The organism is Rhodococcus sp. NPDC078407 (assembly GCF_044542515.1).
In the GTDB taxonomy this organism is placed as follows: domain Bacteria; phylum Actinomycetota; class Actinomycetes; order Mycobacteriales; family Mycobacteriaceae; genus Rhodococcoides.
Genome location: NZ_JBITUQ010000012.1, coordinates 1 through 16,731, shown reverse-complemented (window position 1 = coordinate 16,731; position 16,731 = coordinate 1). Strand labels below are relative to the sequence as shown.

Sequence of the window (16,731 nt, the reverse complement as noted above, 5' to 3'; positions counted from 1 at the left end):
CGTTCTGTGAAGACATGGGGGGATGTGTTCGGGCTCGGCGACCAGGAATTGGTCACCGAGCTCGCTGACGTGACCTCCCGCGAGAATGCCTTGGCAGCAACGCGATTGACGCTGCTCGCCGAAATCGATCGACGCGGTGTGGCGATGAAGCTCGGGCACTCGTCCGTCACGCGTTGGTTCGCCCGATCGGTGCGCATCACCGACGGATCAGCGGCCCGCCAGAATGCGCTGGGGTACTGGCTGGGCGATCACCACACCGTGCTCGACGCCCTCGCCGAGGGTCGGATCCACGCCGCGCACGCCGCAGCGGTCGCCGAGGGATACGACGTCGTGCTGGTGGCCGACCCCACCCTCGACGAGCAACGACGCGACGCAATCGTCGCCGAACTGCTCGAGACAGCTCTTCGGAGCACCGCAGGTGCGGTCACCTCACGCGCGCAGGCGCTGGCGCATTCGGCAGCCGAGGACGCTCGCGCCCGGCACGAGCAGGCGGAGAAGGAACGCCGCGACCGGGAACGGCAGGAACAGGAAAGACGCGATCAAGAACGGCGGGATCAGTCGGGACGAGGCGATGGTTCAAGTACCGCCGAGGGCACACTGCTGGATCCGGAACCACCTGCGCCCGAGCCTGTTCCGCCGAGTCCGGCACCGCGACCGGTGTCGGAGAACCCGGACCTGAATCGGTTCGACCTCCATCCGCTTGCCAGCGGCCGATTCCAGCTCGGCGGCAACGTCGACCGATTGCTGGCGGAGAAACTGCTCACCGCCTTGTCTGCATTGACCGCGCCCCGGCCCGGTCCCGGTGGGGAGCGTGATCCGCGTGGCCCCTCGAAGCGCCGGGCCGATGCACTCGATCAGATCCTCGACAGGCACCTGAGCGGTGGTAGCCGTGGGACTGCGGGCGGGTCGCGAGCATCGGTGCACCTGATCGTCCCACTACGGGACTTGCTCGCCGACGACAGTGAGAAGCAAACCGGGAGCACGACACCGGATTCGGCGGGAACGGCTGGGATCGCCGCGGATCCTACGGACGGCGGTGACGGCAGCGTCAGCCCTGTCCGACGTCCGGTAGGCGCTGCCTCAGGCGATACCGATGTTCGGGTCGGTTCCGGTGGTGATGCTGCCAGGCAGAGGTTTGTCCCCGAGCCGGGCAGCCGAGATGGTCACGCCGGGGCCGGTGCCGGAGGCGACGCAGCCGGACAGAGGTCTGCCACCGAGCCGGACGGCCGAGTTGCTCACGGCCGGGTCGAGGCCGGTGGTGATCGTGCCCGGGAGCAGTCTGCCTCCGAGCCGGGCAGCCGAGATGCTTACGGCGGTGCCGGTGCCGGTGGCGGGTCCGAGGGTGATCGTGCCCGGGAGAAGGCTGTCCCTCAGCCGGGCGACGCCGACTGGCCGTTCCACCTCGACTGGACCGGCCCGATGAGTCGGCACCTCGCCGAGTTACTCACCTGCAACGCCGACCTGACCCCCGTCATCGTCGACCACCACGGCGTTCCACTCGCCCTCGGGCGGACCACCAGACTCGCCAGCGACGACCAGCGCATCGCTCTGAACATCCGCGACCGCTGCTGCGTCATGTGCGGCCGCCCCGCACAATGGTGCCAAGCCCACCACATCAGATTCTGGGAACACGGAGGCAGAACCGACCTGAACAACCTCGCGCTGGTCTGCGGAGAATGCCACCGCCTCGTCCACCACGGCGACTGGGAGATGTTCATGGGCGACGACGGCCACCCGTACGTCACCCCACCCGAATCCGTCGACCCCAGAAGACAACCACTGCCCAGCTACCACCGACGAAAACGGCGGGCAGCCTGACGACGACGGACGCCCCGACCCGGGAGCGACATGTTCGAATCAGCACCGACGAGATACAGCTCGTGGATAGCCACGTCGGTCTTGGTCGGGGTTGCCGGTATGCGAGTCGACCGGCTCAGTTCAGCGGTCCGGTCAGCACAAAGCACAAGACGCGCAAACCGGTCCTGGGCACCTCGGGCACGCAACCTAGCCCCAGCTACCCCAGGCGCGAAAGTCACGCCAGATACGCCCCGCGACAAATCCAGTCCGGGCCACTTCAGGCGAGGTTCGGTCCGGGTCAGGTTGAGGCGCGAGATGAGGTCGCGGCCATTTCGGGCGGAGAATTTGGGTTGCGAGCACCACAGACGCGGAATTCTCGCTCCAAGAGCTTCCCGCTCTGGCTGCGCGACAACTCCTCGACAGTGCCGAATCAGGTGCCGATCGTGCAAGTCCGACGTTTTCGCGCAACCAAGCTTCTCCACTCGACGTGCGCGCCGATGGTTCGCGCGCCGATCACTGGGCATCCGGTACTTCATGACAATCAAACAAGCACTCGACAGCCTCGAGACAGCCTCGTTTCTCGACGGACCGAGCGACGCGATACACCGCGTGCTGGCACCTGCAGTAGCAAACAGCGTGGCCGGGTCGGCGCTGCACGGTCGTTGGATCGGGCATCCCATTCACCCTGCTCTGGTCACTGTGACCATCGGCAGCTGGACCAGCGTCGTCGCGCTGGATCTCGTCCCGCACCAGTCCAGGGCGGCCAAACTCGTCGTCGGGCTGGGTCTGGCATCTGCGCCGCCGGCAATCGCGACCGGCTGGGCGGATTGGTCGACGATGAACACGGTCCAGCGCCGGGTCGGCATCGTCCACGCGGCCTCGAACGCGACCGGGGTGTTTCTCTTCCTGGGCTCTTATCTGCGACGTCGGAAGCAGACCGACGGACTCGCCAAGGCTTTGGCGGCGGCCGGACTCGGAGCCGTCGGCCTCGGTGGTCTCATCGGCGGACACCTGGCGTACAGCACGCCCGGCAGTGAAGCAGAGTCCGAAGCTCGGCACCGACTACCGAGCTGAAGACCCGTCAGCAGCTGTTCGGTTCCCCGATCTTGACCACCGACAGCACGGCGTCACCCTCGCCGACCAAGCCACCGGGAGCCGGATGCTGTTCGACGACAATCCAATTCGAGTCGCCGACCTGCATACGACCCTGCCCCGACGCGTCAGCGCTGCGAGAGTAGGAGACCCCGGCTGCCTGTAGTGCATTCTGCGCAGGCTGCAGATTCATACACACCACCGGAGGCATGTAGGCCTGCGCTGCAGGTGCCGGCCCCTCGACCGTGGGGGTATCGGGAATGACGATCCTCGGTAAATCGGTCGAGCGCGTGAAGCCGTTCCCGGGTACCGACTTGACTTCGGTGCCGACGTCTGCGCTCGGCGTGCTGCATCCCGCCAGCACCGGCCACACGGCAATGCACGCCGCAAGCACATATCTTCTCGTCGACATCAGAACCTTTCGTCACGAAGAATCTCACTGTCGCGGCCAGGCTTTATGCATTGGTCGACCCGCGCCCGGTAGCGCTTCCGTACACCGTACGGTACGCTGCGGCGGCACTGCACGAACCGGCGTGAGTGCATGCCCTTCGGGGTGCGGCGAAAGGCAATCGACCACGCTATGACCGAGCCTCAGCTACTACATCAAGACCTCTCCTCGGAAGATGCACTGTCCACGATCGTCGTGCGCGGAGCGCGCGAGAACAACCTGCGCAACGTCGACCTCGATCTACCGAAACGCTCGCTGGTCGTGTTCGCCGGTGTCTCGGGGTCCGGCAAATCGTCATTGGTCTTCGACACCATCGCGGCCGAAGCCCAGCGGCAGATCAACTCCACCTTCACTGCGTTCGCGCAGACGTTCCTTCCGTCCTACGGACGACCGGACGCGGACCTGATCGCCAACCTCTCGGCCGTCGTCATCGTCGACCAGAAGCGACTCTTCGGTGGTCCGAGGTCGACGGTCGGCACCATCACCGACATCGGAGACTGGCTGCGCATGCTCTGGTCACGAGGCGTCACGCCGAACATCGGGTACGCCAACGCCTTCTCGTTCAACGACCCCGCCGGAATGTGTCCCGAATGCGAAGGACTCGGCGAGGCGAAGGTCGTCGACCTCGGCGAACTGGTGGACGAGTCGAAATCCTTGCGAGAAGGGCCGTTCAAGCATCCGGACTTCGAGGTGGGTAAGTGGCCGTACCGAGTGTTCGCCGACTCGGGCCTGTTCGACCTGGACGTGCCGATCGAGCAGTACTCTGCCCGCGAGCGCCACATCTTTTTCGACGCCAAGCCCGGCCAGGTCGAGGTGATGAACCCCGATGCCGTGATGAAGAGCTACGAGGGGATCGTGTCCCGGTTCCGGCGCAGCTACCTGGCGAAGGACGCCGACGCACTCAAAGGCAAAGCCAAGCTCGCATTCGAGCGCATCGTCACCCGCGGCACCTGCGAGGCCTGCGGCGGTTCCCGCTACAACGAGACCATCCGCGGTGCCACCCTCGAGGGACTCTCCCTGCCCGACGCGTTCGCGATGCAGGTGTCCGAACTAGCCGACCGTATCGACGGATGGCAGATCAAGGGCCTGGGTTCCGTCACCACCGAAATCGTCACGCAGCTTAAGAGACTCGTCGATCTCGGCCTTGGCTACCTCAGTCTCGACCGCGCCACGTCGTCACTCTCGGGTGGCGAATCTCAGCGCATCAAGATGGTCCGGCACCTGGGAGCCACGCTCAACGACATGCTCTACGTGTTCGACGAGCCCACGACCGGGCTGCATCCTCGCGATGTGCACCGCCTCGACGACATGTTGCTCGCCCTGCGCGACAAGGGCAACACCGTCCTCGTCGTCGAGCACGACCCCGAGGTGATGGCCATCGCCGACCGCATCGTCGAGATCGGTCCCGGTGCCGGAAAGTCCGGCGGCACAGTCGTGTTCGAGGGAACATTCGAAGAACTCCGCCACGCCGACACCAGGACCGGTGCCGCACTCCGGCGCGGGGACATCGAATTGCGGACTCCCCGTACCCCTTCCGGTTGGCTCAGCATCACCGGAGCGCGCACCCACAATCTGCGCGACGTCAGCGTCGACGTCCCACTCGGGGTGTTGACGGCCGTCACCGGGGTCGCCGGTTCCGGCAAGTCTTCGCTCATCCATGGACACCTCCGCGAGGCCGCACCGGGCGCCGTCATCATCGACCAGGCCCCCATCCGCGGATCGCGCCGCTCCTCCCCCGCGACGTACACCGGACTACTCGATCCGATCCGCGCCTACTTCGCCAAGAAAACCGGCCAACCGCCATCACTGTTCTCACCCAACTCCGACGGCGCGTGCCCCGACTGCCAGGGCAGTGGGGTCATTTTCACCGACCTCGGTTTCACCGACCTCGGTTTCACCGACCCGGTGACCAGCACGTGCGAGACGTGCCAGGGCCGGCGATTCCGGTCGGGCGCGATCCGGCACACCGTCGACGGCATCAGCATCGCCGACATCTTCGAGATGTCCGTCGAGGACGCGCAGGACTTTTTCGACGTCAAGAAGATCCGCGACATTCTGCGGCGGTGCCGGGACGTCGGCCTCGGCTATTTATCCCTGGGCCAGAATCTGTCTTCGCTGTCGGGTGGCGAACGTCAACGGCTCAAGCTCGCCACCGAACTGATCGGATCGTCACCAGTGTTGGTACTGGACGAGCCGACGACCGGCCTGCACCCGTCGGACGTGTCGAACCTGATCGCGTTGCTGTCCGGGATGGTCGACGAGGGAAGGTCGGTGATCGTCATCGAACACAACCTGGACGTCGTCGCCGCTGCCGATTGGGTCATCGACCTCGGCCCCGACGGCGGGCACAACGGCGGCCTGATCACGTTCACCGGAACGGTGGACGGACTGCTCACCTCGGACACCCACACCGGCCGATACCTGGCGCGCAGCCTGGGGCGCTGACCTCGACCCGATAGTGTCGAGCCTCCAGGGTCATCGGACACAGGAGTGGCAGTGCAGCGTCGATCGGCAGGATTTTATTCAGCAGGGTTCGCGGTCGTCGCGCTTGTCGCAGCCGGATGCGGCAGCGCGACGACCGACACTCCGCCCGCCACCACCTCGGCCACTGCGTCGAGCGGGGAGTTTCCGAAGTCGATCGCGTCAGGTTCCGACGGCGGTACCGTCACCATCGACGCCGTACCCGAGACGATCGTGTCTCTCAGCCCGACGGCGACGGAAACCTTGTTCGCCGTCGGGGCGGGTGAGCAGGTGGCGGCCGTCGACGATCAGTCGGACTATCCCGCAGACGCACCGATGACAGGCTTGTCGGCATTCACGCCGAGCCTCGAGGCGATCGTGGCGTACGACCCCGATCTGGTGATCACCTCGACCGATTTGGGCATCGTGACGTCCACTCTCGCCGAGGCGGGCGTCCCGACGCTGCTGCTTCCGGCCGCGACGAGCATCGACGACGCGTACTCGCAGATCGAACTCGTCGCAGACGCAACCGGGCACGACGCCGAAGGTGATGCCCTGGTCACGCAGATGCGTAACCGAATAGACGACGCCGTCGCGAGCGTCCCCACTCGTCCGGAACCGCTGACGTACTTCCATGAGCTCGACGACACGCTGTACACCGTGACCAGCCAGAGTTTCGTCGGCCAGATCTACGGCTTGTTCGGTCTACAGAGCATCGCCGACGGGTCCGACGCGGGCGACTACCCGCAGCTGTCCGCCGAGACAGTGATCACCGCGGACCCCGACGTGGTCTTTCTCGCCGACGCTCAATGCTGCGGTGTCACATCCGAATCCGTTTCGGCAAGGCCGGGGTGGGGATCGATGACCGCCGTCCGGGACGACAGGATATTTCCGATGGACGAGGACCTGTCGAGCCGTTGGGGCCCTCGCATCGCAGATCAAGCGGAGGCCGTCGCCGCAGTGGTCCAGCAGATTCCGGCATAGCTCACTCGTATCCGATCCGCACCTCATCCACGAATTCGGCTGCGAGCCAACCCCATCGATTCCGGAGACAATCGGGGATAGTCATCGTCAGTTGGACGAGATACTGATCGACGATGTGATGGACGATGACGTAGCGGGTCCGGGCGAACAGAAGCCGACCCTCCCAGTCGTATCGGCCGGCGATCGAGACGGAGGGCAATCCGCGCAGCGGTGCCCGGTCTCGGCTCACCTCGACCCACCCCGGCAGGGCCCGCGAGTCTCCGAAACCGTGCTCGAGCAACGATATCGGGTCCATCGATCGCGTCAGCTTCCCCACAAGAGCCATCGCATTCGGGACGAATCCCTCGACAGTGTTCGTCGTCGAACACAACACCGCGGCGGCGTGCGGGAAGAGGTGCTCCGGCACGACCTCCCAGTCCGGCAGCGTCGGTAGTTCGAGACCGAACCTGTCGCATTCGTCGCGGTGCACCGGCACCAAATCGACACCCTCCTGATGCAGGAAGCTCGTTATCGATTCTTCCTGGACAGTCACAGAACTTCGGTCTCGTCGGTTACGGCCGATGCAGCGCGGTCGGCTCGGATTCGATCGAGCAGGCCCGGTGGACGCAGCAATTCGCGTGCATCGTCGTCACCCAGTCGCTCGCGAGCCCAGGAATTGTCCCGGCACCACAGCAGCAGCGCGAGCAGTGCATTCGGCTCGACCTTCTTTTCGCACACCATGATGACGACCTCCGAGTCGCCCGACCGCCGCGGAACCCTGATCACCGGCATGTTGCCTCGGTTCGGCACTGCAGGATTCGGATGCTCTTCCAATCGCAGGTCTCCGACGTCGTCCCATGGAACCACGGTGAGAGCGTTCGTCACCGCCCACCCGCGGCGTTTGTAGACCTGTTGCACAATGCCCTCGGGGTGCAGAGAGACCCTGGTGCGGTTGACGATGACGAATCCCAGGACCAGCCAGGCCAGGCATGCCGGAGCACCTATCGACGTCAGGAACAGGGCCTGCTCCTGACGAGACCCCGGTGCGTCGTCTCGGAAAACGTAGTGGGACATAGCCAGGAGCAGCGCGAGGGCGAGTATGCCGGCCCGCACCGCGAAGCCACCGCGCTCGGGCACCGATAATCCGGTACCTACTCCCGCGACGTCGACCGGTCGCACGAACCGAGACAATCTTGCTGATCCGATACCGGACTGCGGCACAGTCAGTCCCATCGATGCGAACACGAAGAAGCCGAGCCACAGCAGTGCTACGAGGACGTCCATGTTGGTCCTGTAGGCAAGAACAGTCGCGACAGGGAGCATTGCCACTGCTACAGCAGCCAGGCCGAAGAATGCCGAGAGCCGGCCCAGATCGACACTGCGCCATGTCCGCACCCATACAGGTCGGTCCGAAGATTCGGTCACTGCAGCGTCCAATCGAGGAGTGTGGATACCGAGTGGCTGACTGTGCCGCCGACCAGAGCACCCATCGCGACTCCTGCGGCAGCACCGGCCACCGTGCCCGGCCCCGGAACCACCGAGCCCGCAGTGCCGCCGACTCCGGCGAGTATTCCGGTCACGTACGTCGCTGCTGCCAGCCCAGCGGCGGTACTCGCAGTGTTGACCACGACCGCCTCGGTCGGGCTTTTCCCCTCATCGATATCGCGAGCAATCGAGGGAATCGTTCCTGCCACCGCGCCGAACGCGCCCAATCCTCGACCGATGTTCTTGGCGACGTCATCGACCGAACCGACCCCCGGAATCTCGAGCGCCCGCGTCGTCGCGTCGGTCATGCCGCCGATGACCGTAGCCGCCACGGTCGTCGGCCAATCCGGCATCCACGAGAACGAGCCATCCGGGTTCTCGACGAATCTTCCGGTCGGGCTGGTGAGGGCCAACTCCGTCAACTGTGTCGTGGGCGCGGCCAGTTGCTCGGCAGCGTCGAGCGCAGCCGTATCCGCTTGATTCAACGCACTTTTGATATCTCGCGTCAATTGATCTGCCACAGAACGTAGTTCGTCGGCTTGGCGCACCTTCTCAGCGCCGCGCCCATCCGGTATCAGGGCGATCATTCCGTCGGGATTCACCACTCCGTCCGGTGCCACGGCGAACCCGCTCGCCGTCGCCGCAGACACTTGCGCTTGCACATGCGCCTTCGCCGAGTCGATCATTCCCGCTGCGGTCTCGAAAGCCTTACCGAGTGAGTCGATCTCACCGCAAACCGAGCTCATCCGGGCGCATTCGGTCACCACGCGTTCGGCCGCAGCGCCGGCTGCTTCGCCCGTCCACGTCTCGGCCAGTGCATCCTGCTCCTCCAGCACCCCGGTTCGCCGGCCGTTGACGCGCTCCACAATCTGCGACAGTTCGATCATCGTCTTGCGCATCGACTCCGGCTCCCATCCGGTGACGTGCGGAACGGTCGGGGTCACTTCGGCTGTTCCATCGCGACGAGGCGACGGGCGAGTTCGTCGTCGGCGATGTCGTAGTTCTGCGCGACGCCGCGTGCGATCTCTGCAACGCACTCGGCTCGTGCGGCCAGTGCGGCTACCGCTCCCGCTGCGGCAGCGGCCGCTGCCGCACACGCAGCACCGAAGTCACTGCCCTGCAATGCGTTCTCGGAACGGCGAAACGGGGTCAGGGCATCCAACTCACGGAGTGCCGCTCCGGTCTCCGACAACACAGTCGAGAACTGCCGCAGGATCGTTGGATCCACCTTCACTGTCATGACGCTCCCCCGAGTCACACCGTATCGACGCCGGTGGATCGGCGTCATCGGGTTTGACGCAGCGAGCCCGTTATCGGTTCCGCGCGGGCAGGAGCAGCCGCTCACGCAGAAGTGGCAGCACAAGCAGTCCGGGTGCACCGCTGCCTGTCGAAGGCTTCGAGCCGGCGATGAGCAAGGTCGATCCGAACGGGTATGGCCGAGTCGAATGCACGTAATGGCTCGCGCCCGTATATCGGATTGCATCCCGACTATGTCGGCGCGGCGGACATCACCCGTCGCACCGATATTTGTTGTCGGTACCTCGATCTACCCTTCGACGATCACCCGGTACCGAGGAGAAGTCCATGCCTGCACTCGTCGAACACGACACCCTGTCCATCGCCTGCCCCGAGGTCCACCCCGAGGCAACCATGCAGATAACTTTTCAGCGCACCCTTCGCGTGCCCGACGACGGAGCAGAGTACAACCTGCCGCCCGGCCTCGGCTCTTTTCCGCTGCGTCAGAACGGTTCTCCCGATCATGCGGTGTTGCCGATGTGGCAGTCCGAGGCCTGCTGGATCGATTTCTCCGGCCGCTACCCGTTCCTGGTCACGATCGCGGCCGGTTCGATCAATGTGGTGACCGGCCAACCGTGGTCGGCAAGCCCGGACTTCGAAACCGAGGACTACTTCGAGGTTCCCGAGCAACCGTGGCTCGACGGATTCAACGTCGGCGAGGGCAGCGTGCGGCAGTTCGTTGCGATGCCCCTCGGTGACGGGTACACGGTGGAAGAGCAACTCTCGGCAGATCAGGCGATCGGGGGAATCCGCATAGCCGCATACCCGCTGAAGGCGTCCGTCTGGGATGCGCAGCCGCCCCGTCCCACCTTTCCCGACTTCATCGTGTGTGCGGCACCGGCATCGGACATGGGCCTCGGCGGCGGGGGTTCGATCCGTCAGACCATTGCGTCGCCTCTTCGTCAGCACGACGACTGGGACCTGGACCACGGAATCGAGTTCACGGTCGATATCGCCAACAGCGATGTGTGGCAAAACTTGACCGGCGAGGTTCCACCGACAATTCCGCCTTCCGCCGCCGAGTACACCCGCGCCGGCCTGCCGTGGTTTCTCTGGTACAACGACTTCGCAGGAGCCCGCCGTGGTTCCGAGGAGCTAGCGAACACCCAGTCGGTGAAACAATTCGGCGATGCTCACGGCGCAGAACCGTTGCCTGAGAACGAAAGTTTCGACGAGCCGATGCCCATCATCGTCGGCGGTCAGCAGGAGTGATCGGCGTGTGCCCGTCACCGAGGCCGACGGTGCGCTCCCGAACTGAGTGGATCGTTCCCCGTACGGTTACCCTCGATGGACCGCCCGAACCGGACATCGCGATCCGGGAATCGACCGTTCGAAAGGCACAACCATGGCCATCGACTACACCCGCAAGCCCTCGACCGGGAAATCCCCGGCACCACAGGCCGGCGCTCCGGTCAGTCTGAGCAAGGTGACGCTGTCCAAGGCGTCACCGACGATCAGCCTGACCAAGTCCGGCGAGAAGCAGGGCTCGATGCGGGTGAACCTCAACTGGTCCACCGGTACACCTGCGGCCCAGCCGAAGAAGAAGGGCTTTCTGGCCAAGTTGGCGGCCGCGTCGTACGGCTCCGGCGGTGTCGATCTGGACCTCGGGTGCCTCTACGAATTGCGCGACGGCTCGAAGGGCGTCGTGCAGGCGCTCGGCAACAGCTTCGGTTCGCTGCAGGACGCCCCGTTCATAGCGCTCGACGGCGACGATCGCTCCGGCTCGGTCAGTGGCGGCGAGAACATGCACATCAACCTCGCCCATCCAGACAAGTTCGCCCGCATCCTGATCTTCGCGATGATCTACGACGGCGCACCGAACTGGGCCGCAGTCGACGGCGTGGTGACGCTGTACCCCACCAGCGGACCGCAGGTGGAGGTGCGACTCGACTCCGCCGAGAACTCCGCGCGCATCTGTTCCATCGCGCTGTTGGAGAACACCTCGGCAGGGATCACCGTCACCCGCGAGGTCGAGTACATCCAGGGCAGCCAGGCCGATCTCGACAAGAAGTACGGCTGGGGTCTGCGCTGGGCAGCGGGCCGAAAGTAGTCAGAGTGGTTGCGGCAGAGTCATTTCCAACCGGACGCCGATCAATCGGACGTCTCTCGTATGGTCGAGGCGATCGACCAGAGCCACTGCGACCGAAGTCAGGACCTCTGGATCGAAGGTCGGCGCGCCACCGATCGGTGCGCTGACGGTGTGCGTCTCGAAAGGCGCGTAACGGATCTTCAACGCCGCTCGCACGGCCGGTCTGTTCTCTGCTTCGATGTCCAACAACACCTTCGACGTCAAAGCCGCGACCTCCTGCCGGACGACGTCCCAATCGGACACGTTGGTCTGAAACGTCACCTCGCGACTGTGTGACCGTGCAACCCATGGTTCCGAGCTGACCGGCGCGAGATCGATGCCCCGCCCTTTCGTGCCTAGCCAGGGGCCGATCTTGGGTCCGAACGCCGCCGCCAGGTCTGCATCGTCGGCATCCGCCAATTCCCGGACAGTCGAGATGCCGAGGGCGGTCAGTCTCTTCGAGATCTTCTTGCCGATCCCCCACAGCGCGTCGGTGCCGCGCTCACCCATCACCTCGAACCAATTGTCCTGGGTGAGGCGATAGATGCCCTGTGGCTTGTCGAAGTCCGTGGCGATCTTGGCGCGCAGCTTGTTGTCTCCGATACCGACCGAGCAATGCAGCCCGGTCGCGTCGAACACCGCGTCGTGCACTGTCTTGGCGAAAAGCTCCGGTTCATCGGTCTCCACACCGAGAAATGCCTCGTCCCAGCCGATCACCTCGACCACGACGCCCAGCTTCCGCAGTGTGTCCATCACCATCGCCGACGCCTCGTCGTACGCCGGCTTGTCCACGGGCAGAAATATGGCGTCGGGGATCTTTTTCGCGGCGATGCGCAGCGGCATTCCGGAGCCGACGCCCTTGGCCCGTGCCTCGTACGAGGCCGTCGAGACCACCCCGCGCTCGCTGGGATCTCCCCTACCGCCGACCACCACGGCCTTGCCCGCCAGATCGGGGTTGCGCAGCATTTCGACGGCGGCGATGAACTGATCGAGGTCGACGTGCAATACCCACCGGCGACGAACCGAATCGGTGAAAATGCTCCCGGACATGATGCTCAGTGTGCCCGTGGTGTCTCATGACGCCATGACGAAATCGATTTCTCGCACCATCGGGCGGGTCGTACTGGGCGGGTTCCTCGTCTTCGCCGGCCTGAGCCACCTGTTCTGGGCTCGCCGAACCTTCGCCGCGCAGGTGCCCGAGTGGTTACCGCTGAACACCGATTTCGTCGTGCTGGCGTCGGGCGTGGTCGAGATAGCGCTCGGCCTGGCACTGGTGTTCTGGACTGCTCGAGCTCCGCTCGTCGGTTGGGTCGTCGCGGCGTTCTTCGTCGCGGTCTTCCCCGGCAACATCTCGCAGTTCGTCACCCACACCGATGCTTTCGGCCTCGACTCCGACACCGCACGAGGCGTCCGGCTGCTGTTCCAGCCGTTGTTGATCCTGTGGGCACTGTGGTGCACCGGGGCATGGGCGCAGTACCGCGCAACGCGTCGGGGTCGCCGCAGGGATCAGTAGGTAGTCCGCTACCCGGCCGGAACGATGCCATGATGCACCTGAGCCACGTCTGGATGTGCCCGCGTCCGAGACTTCCACGCGTTCTCACCGTAGGTGCTGTAGATCGGATTGTCGGGATCGTTCTCGACGCCCCGTGATTGCTCCGCCAATTCGGGCGGCAGCGCAATGATCGGCACGACGGCATCGAGGGCCGGGCTCAGAAAATGTGGCACCGAAATTCGGTCGGTCCCGGGTCCCGGCGCCACCACCCGATGCCGCGTCGCCCGCAGGTAGCCGCCGGTGGCCACTTCCAACAGCTCGCCGATGTTGACGATGAATGCCCCGGCCAACGGCGGTACATCTACCCACGTATCGGATGTCGTCTCCACCTGGAGCCCGGTCGATTCCGGTTCGACGAGGAGCAGCGTCAGCACCCCGGAGTCCTTGTGCGCGCCGACGCCCTGTGAGTGATCACTGGTACCTGGATAGCGAACAACCTTCATCAGCGTTGCGGGCGCGGTCGCGAAGGCATCGTCGAACGCGTTCTCGGGCGCGCCCAGGGACTGTGCCCAATGCCTGAGCAGTCCGAGACCGAGCCGCGAGACCGTCTGCTCCCACTGCTCGAACGTCTCCCTGAATCCAGCGGGCTGCGACGGCCACAGATTGGGTCCTTGGAGGTTCCAGTACCCCTCGGCCCCGTCTATGGCCGAGCGCTCGGGTCCGATGTCTATCTGCTCTCGCCAATCGACCCGGCCGTTCGTCAGCTCTCCCCCCACCCGCGAGTACCCACGAAAATGCGGACTCTTCAGCTGACTGATCTCGTCTTTCACGTGGTCGGGTACAGCGAAGAATTCTCGCGCCAGACGCAGCACGTCGCGCATCCGTTCGTTTGCGATCCCGTGTCCCACGAGATAGAAGAAACCGGAGCGATGAGCAGCCTCGCGCAATGACCGCTGGAACCCGTGAGGGTCTGTTTCAGCGGAAGCGAGATCGAGAACAGGAAGCATGTTTGCGATTGTGCTCCCCACCTGACGCGTCGGCCAGCATTGTCGAGGTTCGGTGAATCGCGCTGCGCTGATGCGAGACTGGACGCCATGAGCCCCGAAGCACTCGACATCACAGTCGTCGGTCACGGCGCAGCCACCTTTCCGCCCGAGCAGTGCACGCTGTCGCTGACCGTCCGTACCGATGGACGTACAGCAGAGTCGGCGTCCGAACCGGCCCAACAGCTCGTCCGCGAACTCACACGCCTCATCGAGCCGCTCTACAGCAGCGACGGCGGCCCGATCGATCGATGGACGGTCGACCAGGTGCGGCACTCACGGAACCGCCCCTTCAATCACGAAGGCGAGCAACTGCCGTACGTCTACCAAGCGGAGGCGTCCGTGGAAGTGCAGTTCAGCCAGCTCGACCTCGTCGACGCCTTCGTCTATGCCTCCTCCGCACTCGAGGGAGTCTCGATCGACAACTTCGATTGGGACCTCACAGAGTCGAGCAGGATCTCGCGCACCCTGGAAGTGCGTGAACGCGCCGTTCAGGACGCAGTAGCCAAAGCGGAGGCCTACGCGTCGAGCCTGGGAAGGACGCGCGTGCGCGCCGTCGCGATAGCCGATCCAGGTCTGCTGGCGGGCAGCGCCGATCACAGTGGTTCGGACGTTTCCCCTCGGATGTTCGCCCCGAAGTCTGCCCCGGCCGGATTCGCGCTCAAGCCCGAGAACATCACGATCACTGCCAGCGTGCACGCCCGATTCACCGCCACCTGACGAGTCGCGCCTAGTCTCGAATCATGAATCGAGACGATGCCCGACGCCTCTGGCCGCGGCCACCGCTGTTGCCTCGTCCGATCCTGATGGATCAGCGCTGGGAACGGCTGGTCTTCTTGCATTGGCAGGTCCCGAGCTCGACAGTTGCTCCGCTGCTCCCCGATGGCTGTGAACCCGACGAGTTCGACGGTTCCACGTGGGTCGGCCTGATCGGCTTTCACATGGTCGGTGCCGGCCTCGGATACAGGCACCCGGTTCCGTACTTCGGCACATTCGGGGAGATCAACGTCCGGCTCTACTCCGTCGATGCAGAGGGACGACGCGGCGTCGTCTTCCGATCTCTCGAAGCAACGAGACTGGCAGTGGTGTTGGGCACCAACGTCGCTCGTATCCCGTACCGCTGGGCATCGATCGACATCGACGACGACACGACGACGATCGGCTACCGCAGCAGACGGCTCGCTCCCCCGCACCGCGGGGCGACGACCGACTTCGGAATCGTCCGAGGAACGCGCGATATGTCCGACGACCCATTGGCGGTCTTCCTCACCGCTCGATGGGGACTGCACACGTCGTTGGCCGGACGACTGCTGTACGTACCGAACGTGCATCGACATTGGCAACTGGTCGACGCGGAACTGACGCACTGCTCCGACGAACTCGTCGCTGCCGCAGGGTTACCCGACGTCAGTACCCGTCCGCCGGACTCTGTGCTCTACTCCCCCGGCGTCGAAACCCAATTCGGCAAGCCCTACACCGTTCGCGGGCGGTAGAAGATCACATGGCCCGAGGACAGCTGAACAACCCAGTCCCTTGGGGCCTCGTCGTCGCCCGCGTCGGAGACAGAAGTCGACGTGACGCTCTCCCGCAGTACGAGATAGCCGCAGTCGAGCGGAAGGTCCAACAACAGCTGAGTGCCGTCCGAGAATTCGACAGTCGGCCCGTCACCCGTGGACAGCCGAACGACCGTAGCGCCGATGGACGGGAGACCTTCGACAGCGGATGCTTCCCTGTTGGGGTACTCCGGGGACGGCCAGGACTCGACGGCTCCACCCGGCCCACACAAGATTGTGGTCCCGTCTGCGGCGCAATACTCCCAGGATTCGACCTCATCGCGGGGATGAGCCACCACTGTGTGACCACCTGCGAAATGCATCCGAAGCGTGCCTGATCGGTCGTAGTCGACGTCCTCACACACGAGGCCGTGTAATGCAGAAAGGGCACGCAAACCCTCGAATTGATTGTCCTCGTCGACGGTGAGGTCATCGACGACGACTTCACTGAACGACACTGAGGCACCGTCGTCGAATTCGATGGTCAGGTCGAAATCGAGAAGAATTCTGCTGACCCGTTGCTGAACGACGGCAAGCTTCATGGATCTCGACTGTGCCACAGAATCATGTGACCGCCCACGAAGCCTCGCCGGGACACGACGCACGGCCGGCATCGACGGATAGCAATGCGCACGCGTTCGTCAGGTCCGCGCATTTTAGGTAGTGGACCGGGTGCGATTCTGCGTGCGACCGGCGAACGCGCGTGCATTCGCTGCTGGGTCGACGTCGCGGGCAGGTGATGTTCGGCAAACGCGTGTGCGTTCGTCGGGTGCGCGGGAAATAGGTAGTGGTCAGGGCGCGAGTGTGCGTGCGTTCGGCGAATGCGCTCGCGCTTGCGAGACAGACGTGCGCGGGCCCTCGGGTTGGGTTGTCGCTGTTCAGGTTTCGAAATGCAGACAACCCCCGGGACCGGGTGGTCTCGGGGGTTGTCTGGAATATGTGTTCGGCGGTGTCCTACTCTCCCACACCCTGTCGAGTGCAGTACCATCGGCGCTGGAGGGCTTAGCTTCCGGGTTCGGAATGGGACCGGGCGT

Annotated in this window: 17 protein-coding genes and 1 rRNA gene; 9 read left to right on the top strand and 9 right to left on the bottom strand. The window is 64.6% G+C overall.

What is annotated here, in order from left to right; all coding sequences use genetic code 11:
• The first annotated feature begins 6 nt into the window (after positions 1-6).
• Together ACIGGF_RS13965 and ACIGGF_RS13960 are read left to right on the top strand one after the other, a co-directional pair.
• A complete protein-coding gene (locus tag ACIGGF_RS13965) occupies positions 7-1,818 on the top strand; it encodes a DUF222 domain-containing protein (protein ID WP_397521889.1) in 1,812 nt (603 codons plus the stop codon).
• 513 nt (positions 1,819-2,331) lie between these two features.
• On the top strand, positions 2,332-2,871 hold the full coding sequence (locus tag ACIGGF_RS13960) for a DUF2231 domain-containing protein (protein WP_397521888.1): 540 nt from the start codon (positions 2,332-2,334) through the stop codon (positions 2,869-2,871).
• A gap of 7 nt (positions 2,872-2,878) precedes the next feature.
• On the opposite strand, the gene ACIGGF_RS13955 is transcribed toward ACIGGF_RS13960, so the two are convergent.
• On the bottom strand, positions 2,879-3,301 hold the full coding sequence (locus ACIGGF_RS13955; protein ID WP_397521887.1) for a hypothetical protein: 423 nt from the start codon (positions 3,299-3,301) through the stop codon (positions 2,879-2,881).
• A 168-nt stretch (positions 3,302-3,469) separates the two neighbouring features.
• Between ACIGGF_RS13955 and ACIGGF_RS13950 the strand changes: the two genes are divergently transcribed.
• Together ACIGGF_RS13950 and ACIGGF_RS13945 are read left to right on the top strand one after the other, a co-directional pair.
• Entirely contained in the window at positions 3,470-5,782 is a 2,313-nt protein-coding gene (locus tag ACIGGF_RS13950) for an ATP-binding cassette domain-containing protein (protein ID WP_397521886.1), read from the top strand.
• 51 nt (positions 5,783-5,833) lie between these two features.
• Positions 5,834-6,781: an ABC transporter substrate-binding protein gene (locus tag ACIGGF_RS13945; RefSeq protein WP_397521885.1), complete on the top strand. Its 948-nt coding sequence runs from the start codon at positions 5,834-5,836 to the stop codon at positions 6,779-6,781.
• A gap of 1 nt (position 6,782) precedes the next feature.
• Here the strand turns inward: ACIGGF_RS13945 and ACIGGF_RS13940 are convergent, their stop codons facing one another.
• Genes ACIGGF_RS13940 through ACIGGF_RS13925 form a run of 4 tightly spaced genes read right to left on the bottom strand, consistent with a single transcriptional unit; the run spans position 6,783 to position 9,485 of the window.
• Positions 6,783-7,313 carry an LpqN/LpqT family lipoprotein gene (locus ACIGGF_RS13940; protein ID WP_397521884.1) on the bottom strand — a complete coding sequence of 177 codons (531 nt, stop codon included), beginning with the start codon at positions 7,311-7,313 and terminating at the stop codon, positions 6,783-6,785.
• Entirely contained in the window at positions 7,310-8,185 is an 876-nt protein-coding gene (locus ACIGGF_RS13935) for a hypothetical protein (protein WP_397521883.1), read from the bottom strand. The genes ACIGGF_RS13940 and ACIGGF_RS13935 overlap by 4 nt, the downstream gene beginning before the upstream one ends.
• Positions 8,182-9,189 (bottom strand): hypothetical protein, encoded by a 1,008-nt coding sequence (locus tag ACIGGF_RS13930; protein WP_397521882.1) that lies wholly within the window; start codon positions 9,187-9,189, stop codon positions 8,182-8,184. Before ACIGGF_RS13930 ends, ACIGGF_RS13935 begins: the two co-directional genes overlap by 4 nt.
• Positions 9,186-9,485: a hypothetical protein gene (locus ACIGGF_RS13925; protein ID WP_397521881.1), complete on the bottom strand. Its 300-nt coding sequence runs from the start codon at positions 9,483-9,485 to the stop codon at positions 9,186-9,188. Before ACIGGF_RS13925 ends, ACIGGF_RS13930 begins: the two co-directional genes overlap by 4 nt.
• 344 nt (positions 9,486-9,829) lie before the next feature.
• On the opposite strand from ACIGGF_RS13925, the gene ACIGGF_RS13920 reads away from it, so the two are divergent.
• Both ACIGGF_RS13920 and ACIGGF_RS13915 read left to right on the top strand, forming a co-directional pair.
• Complete coding sequence (locus ACIGGF_RS13920) at positions 9,830-10,753, top strand: hypothetical protein (protein WP_397521880.1); 924 nt, start codon at positions 9,830-9,832, stop codon at positions 10,751-10,753.
• Between the two features lie 133 nt (positions 10,754-10,886).
• On the top strand, positions 10,887-11,591 hold the full coding sequence (locus ACIGGF_RS13915; RefSeq protein WP_397521879.1) for a tellurium resistance protein: 705 nt from the start codon (positions 10,887-10,889) through the stop codon (positions 11,589-11,591).
• On the opposite strand, the gene ACIGGF_RS13910 is transcribed toward ACIGGF_RS13915, so the two are convergent.
• Entirely contained in the window at positions 11,592-12,659 is a 1,068-nt protein-coding gene (locus ACIGGF_RS13910) for a DNA polymerase IV (protein ID WP_397521878.1), read from the bottom strand.
• A gap of 34 nt (positions 12,660-12,693) precedes the next feature.
• Between ACIGGF_RS13910 and ACIGGF_RS13905 the strand changes: the two genes are divergently transcribed.
• On the top strand, positions 12,694-13,122 hold the full coding sequence (locus tag ACIGGF_RS13905; protein WP_397521877.1) for a hypothetical protein: 429 nt from the start codon (positions 12,694-12,696) through the stop codon (positions 13,120-13,122).
• Between the two features lie 8 nt (positions 13,123-13,130).
• Here the strand turns inward: ACIGGF_RS13905 and ACIGGF_RS13900 are convergent, their stop codons facing one another.
• The gene (locus ACIGGF_RS13900) at positions 13,131-14,108 is read right to left on the bottom strand and encodes an isopenicillin N synthase family dioxygenase (RefSeq protein ID WP_397521876.1); all 978 of its coding nucleotides are present in this window, start codon (positions 14,106-14,108) and stop codon (positions 13,131-13,133) included.
• A gap of 87 nt (positions 14,109-14,195) precedes the next feature.
• On the opposite strand from ACIGGF_RS13900, the gene ACIGGF_RS13895 reads away from it, so the two are divergent.
• Together ACIGGF_RS13895 and ACIGGF_RS13890 are read left to right on the top strand one after the other, a co-directional pair.
• On the top strand, positions 14,196-14,864 hold the full coding sequence (locus tag ACIGGF_RS13895; protein WP_397521875.1) for an SIMPL domain-containing protein: 669 nt from the start codon (positions 14,196-14,198) through the stop codon (positions 14,862-14,864).
• Between the two features lie 23 nt (positions 14,865-14,887).
• Positions 14,888-15,637, top strand: coding sequence for a YqjF family protein (locus ACIGGF_RS13890; protein WP_397521874.1), 750 nt, complete (start codon positions 14,888-14,890; stop codon positions 15,635-15,637).
• On the opposite strand, the gene ACIGGF_RS13885 is transcribed toward ACIGGF_RS13890, so the two are convergent.
• Entirely contained in the window at positions 15,616-16,239 is a 624-nt protein-coding gene (locus tag ACIGGF_RS13885) for a DUF6188 family protein (protein ID WP_397521873.1), read from the bottom strand. The genes ACIGGF_RS13890 and ACIGGF_RS13885 overlap by 22 nt on opposite strands.
• A 399-nt stretch (positions 16,240-16,638) precedes the next feature.
• Positions 16,639-16,731: ribosomal RNA gene (gene rrf / locus ACIGGF_RS13880) — 5S ribosomal RNA — on the bottom strand; the annotation flags it as partial.

What these genes read in the sequence shown, in the direction of transcription:
- ACIGGF_RS13960 (WP_397521888.1), top strand. Translation starts at nt 2,332, where the DNA reads ATGACAATCAAACAAGCACTCGACAGCCTCGAGACAGCCTCGTTTCTC.
- ACIGGF_RS13955 (WP_397521887.1), bottom strand. Translation starts at nt 3,301, where the DNA reads ATGTCGACGAGAAGATATGTGCTTGCGGCGTGCATTGCCGTGTGGCCG.
- ACIGGF_RS13950 (WP_397521886.1), top strand. Translation starts at nt 3,470, where the DNA reads ATGACCGAGCCTCAGCTACTACATCAAGACCTCTCCTCGGAAGATGCA.
- ACIGGF_RS13925 (WP_397521881.1), bottom strand. Translation starts at nt 9,485, where the DNA reads ATGACAGTGAAGGTGGATCCAACGATCCTGCGGCAGTTCTCGACTGTG.
- ACIGGF_RS13920 (WP_397521880.1), top strand. Translation starts at nt 9,830, where the DNA reads ATGCCTGCACTCGTCGAACACGACACCCTGTCCATCGCCTGCCCCGAG.
- ACIGGF_RS13915 (WP_397521879.1), top strand. Translation starts at nt 10,887, where the DNA reads ATGGCCATCGACTACACCCGCAAGCCCTCGACCGGGAAATCCCCGGCA.
- ACIGGF_RS13910 (WP_397521878.1), bottom strand. Translation starts at nt 12,659, where the DNA reads ATGTCCGGGAGCATTTTCACCGATTCGGTTCGTCGCCGGTGGGTATTG.
- ACIGGF_RS13905 (WP_397521877.1), top strand. Translation starts at nt 12,694, where the DNA reads ATGACGAAATCGATTTCTCGCACCATCGGGCGGGTCGTACTGGGCGGG.
- ACIGGF_RS13900 (WP_397521876.1), bottom strand. Translation starts at nt 14,108, where the DNA reads ATGCTTCCTGTTCTCGATCTCGCTTCCGCTGAAACAGACCCTCACGGG.
- ACIGGF_RS13895 (WP_397521875.1), top strand. Translation starts at nt 14,196, where the DNA reads ATGAGCCCCGAAGCACTCGACATCACAGTCGTCGGTCACGGCGCAGCC.
- ACIGGF_RS13890 (WP_397521874.1), top strand. Translation starts at nt 14,888, where the DNA reads ATGAATCGAGACGATGCCCGACGCCTCTGGCCGCGGCCACCGCTGTTG.
- ACIGGF_RS13885 (WP_397521873.1), bottom strand. Translation starts at nt 16,239, where the DNA reads ATGAAGCTTGCCGTCGTTCAGCAACGGGTCAGCAGAATTCTTCTCGAT.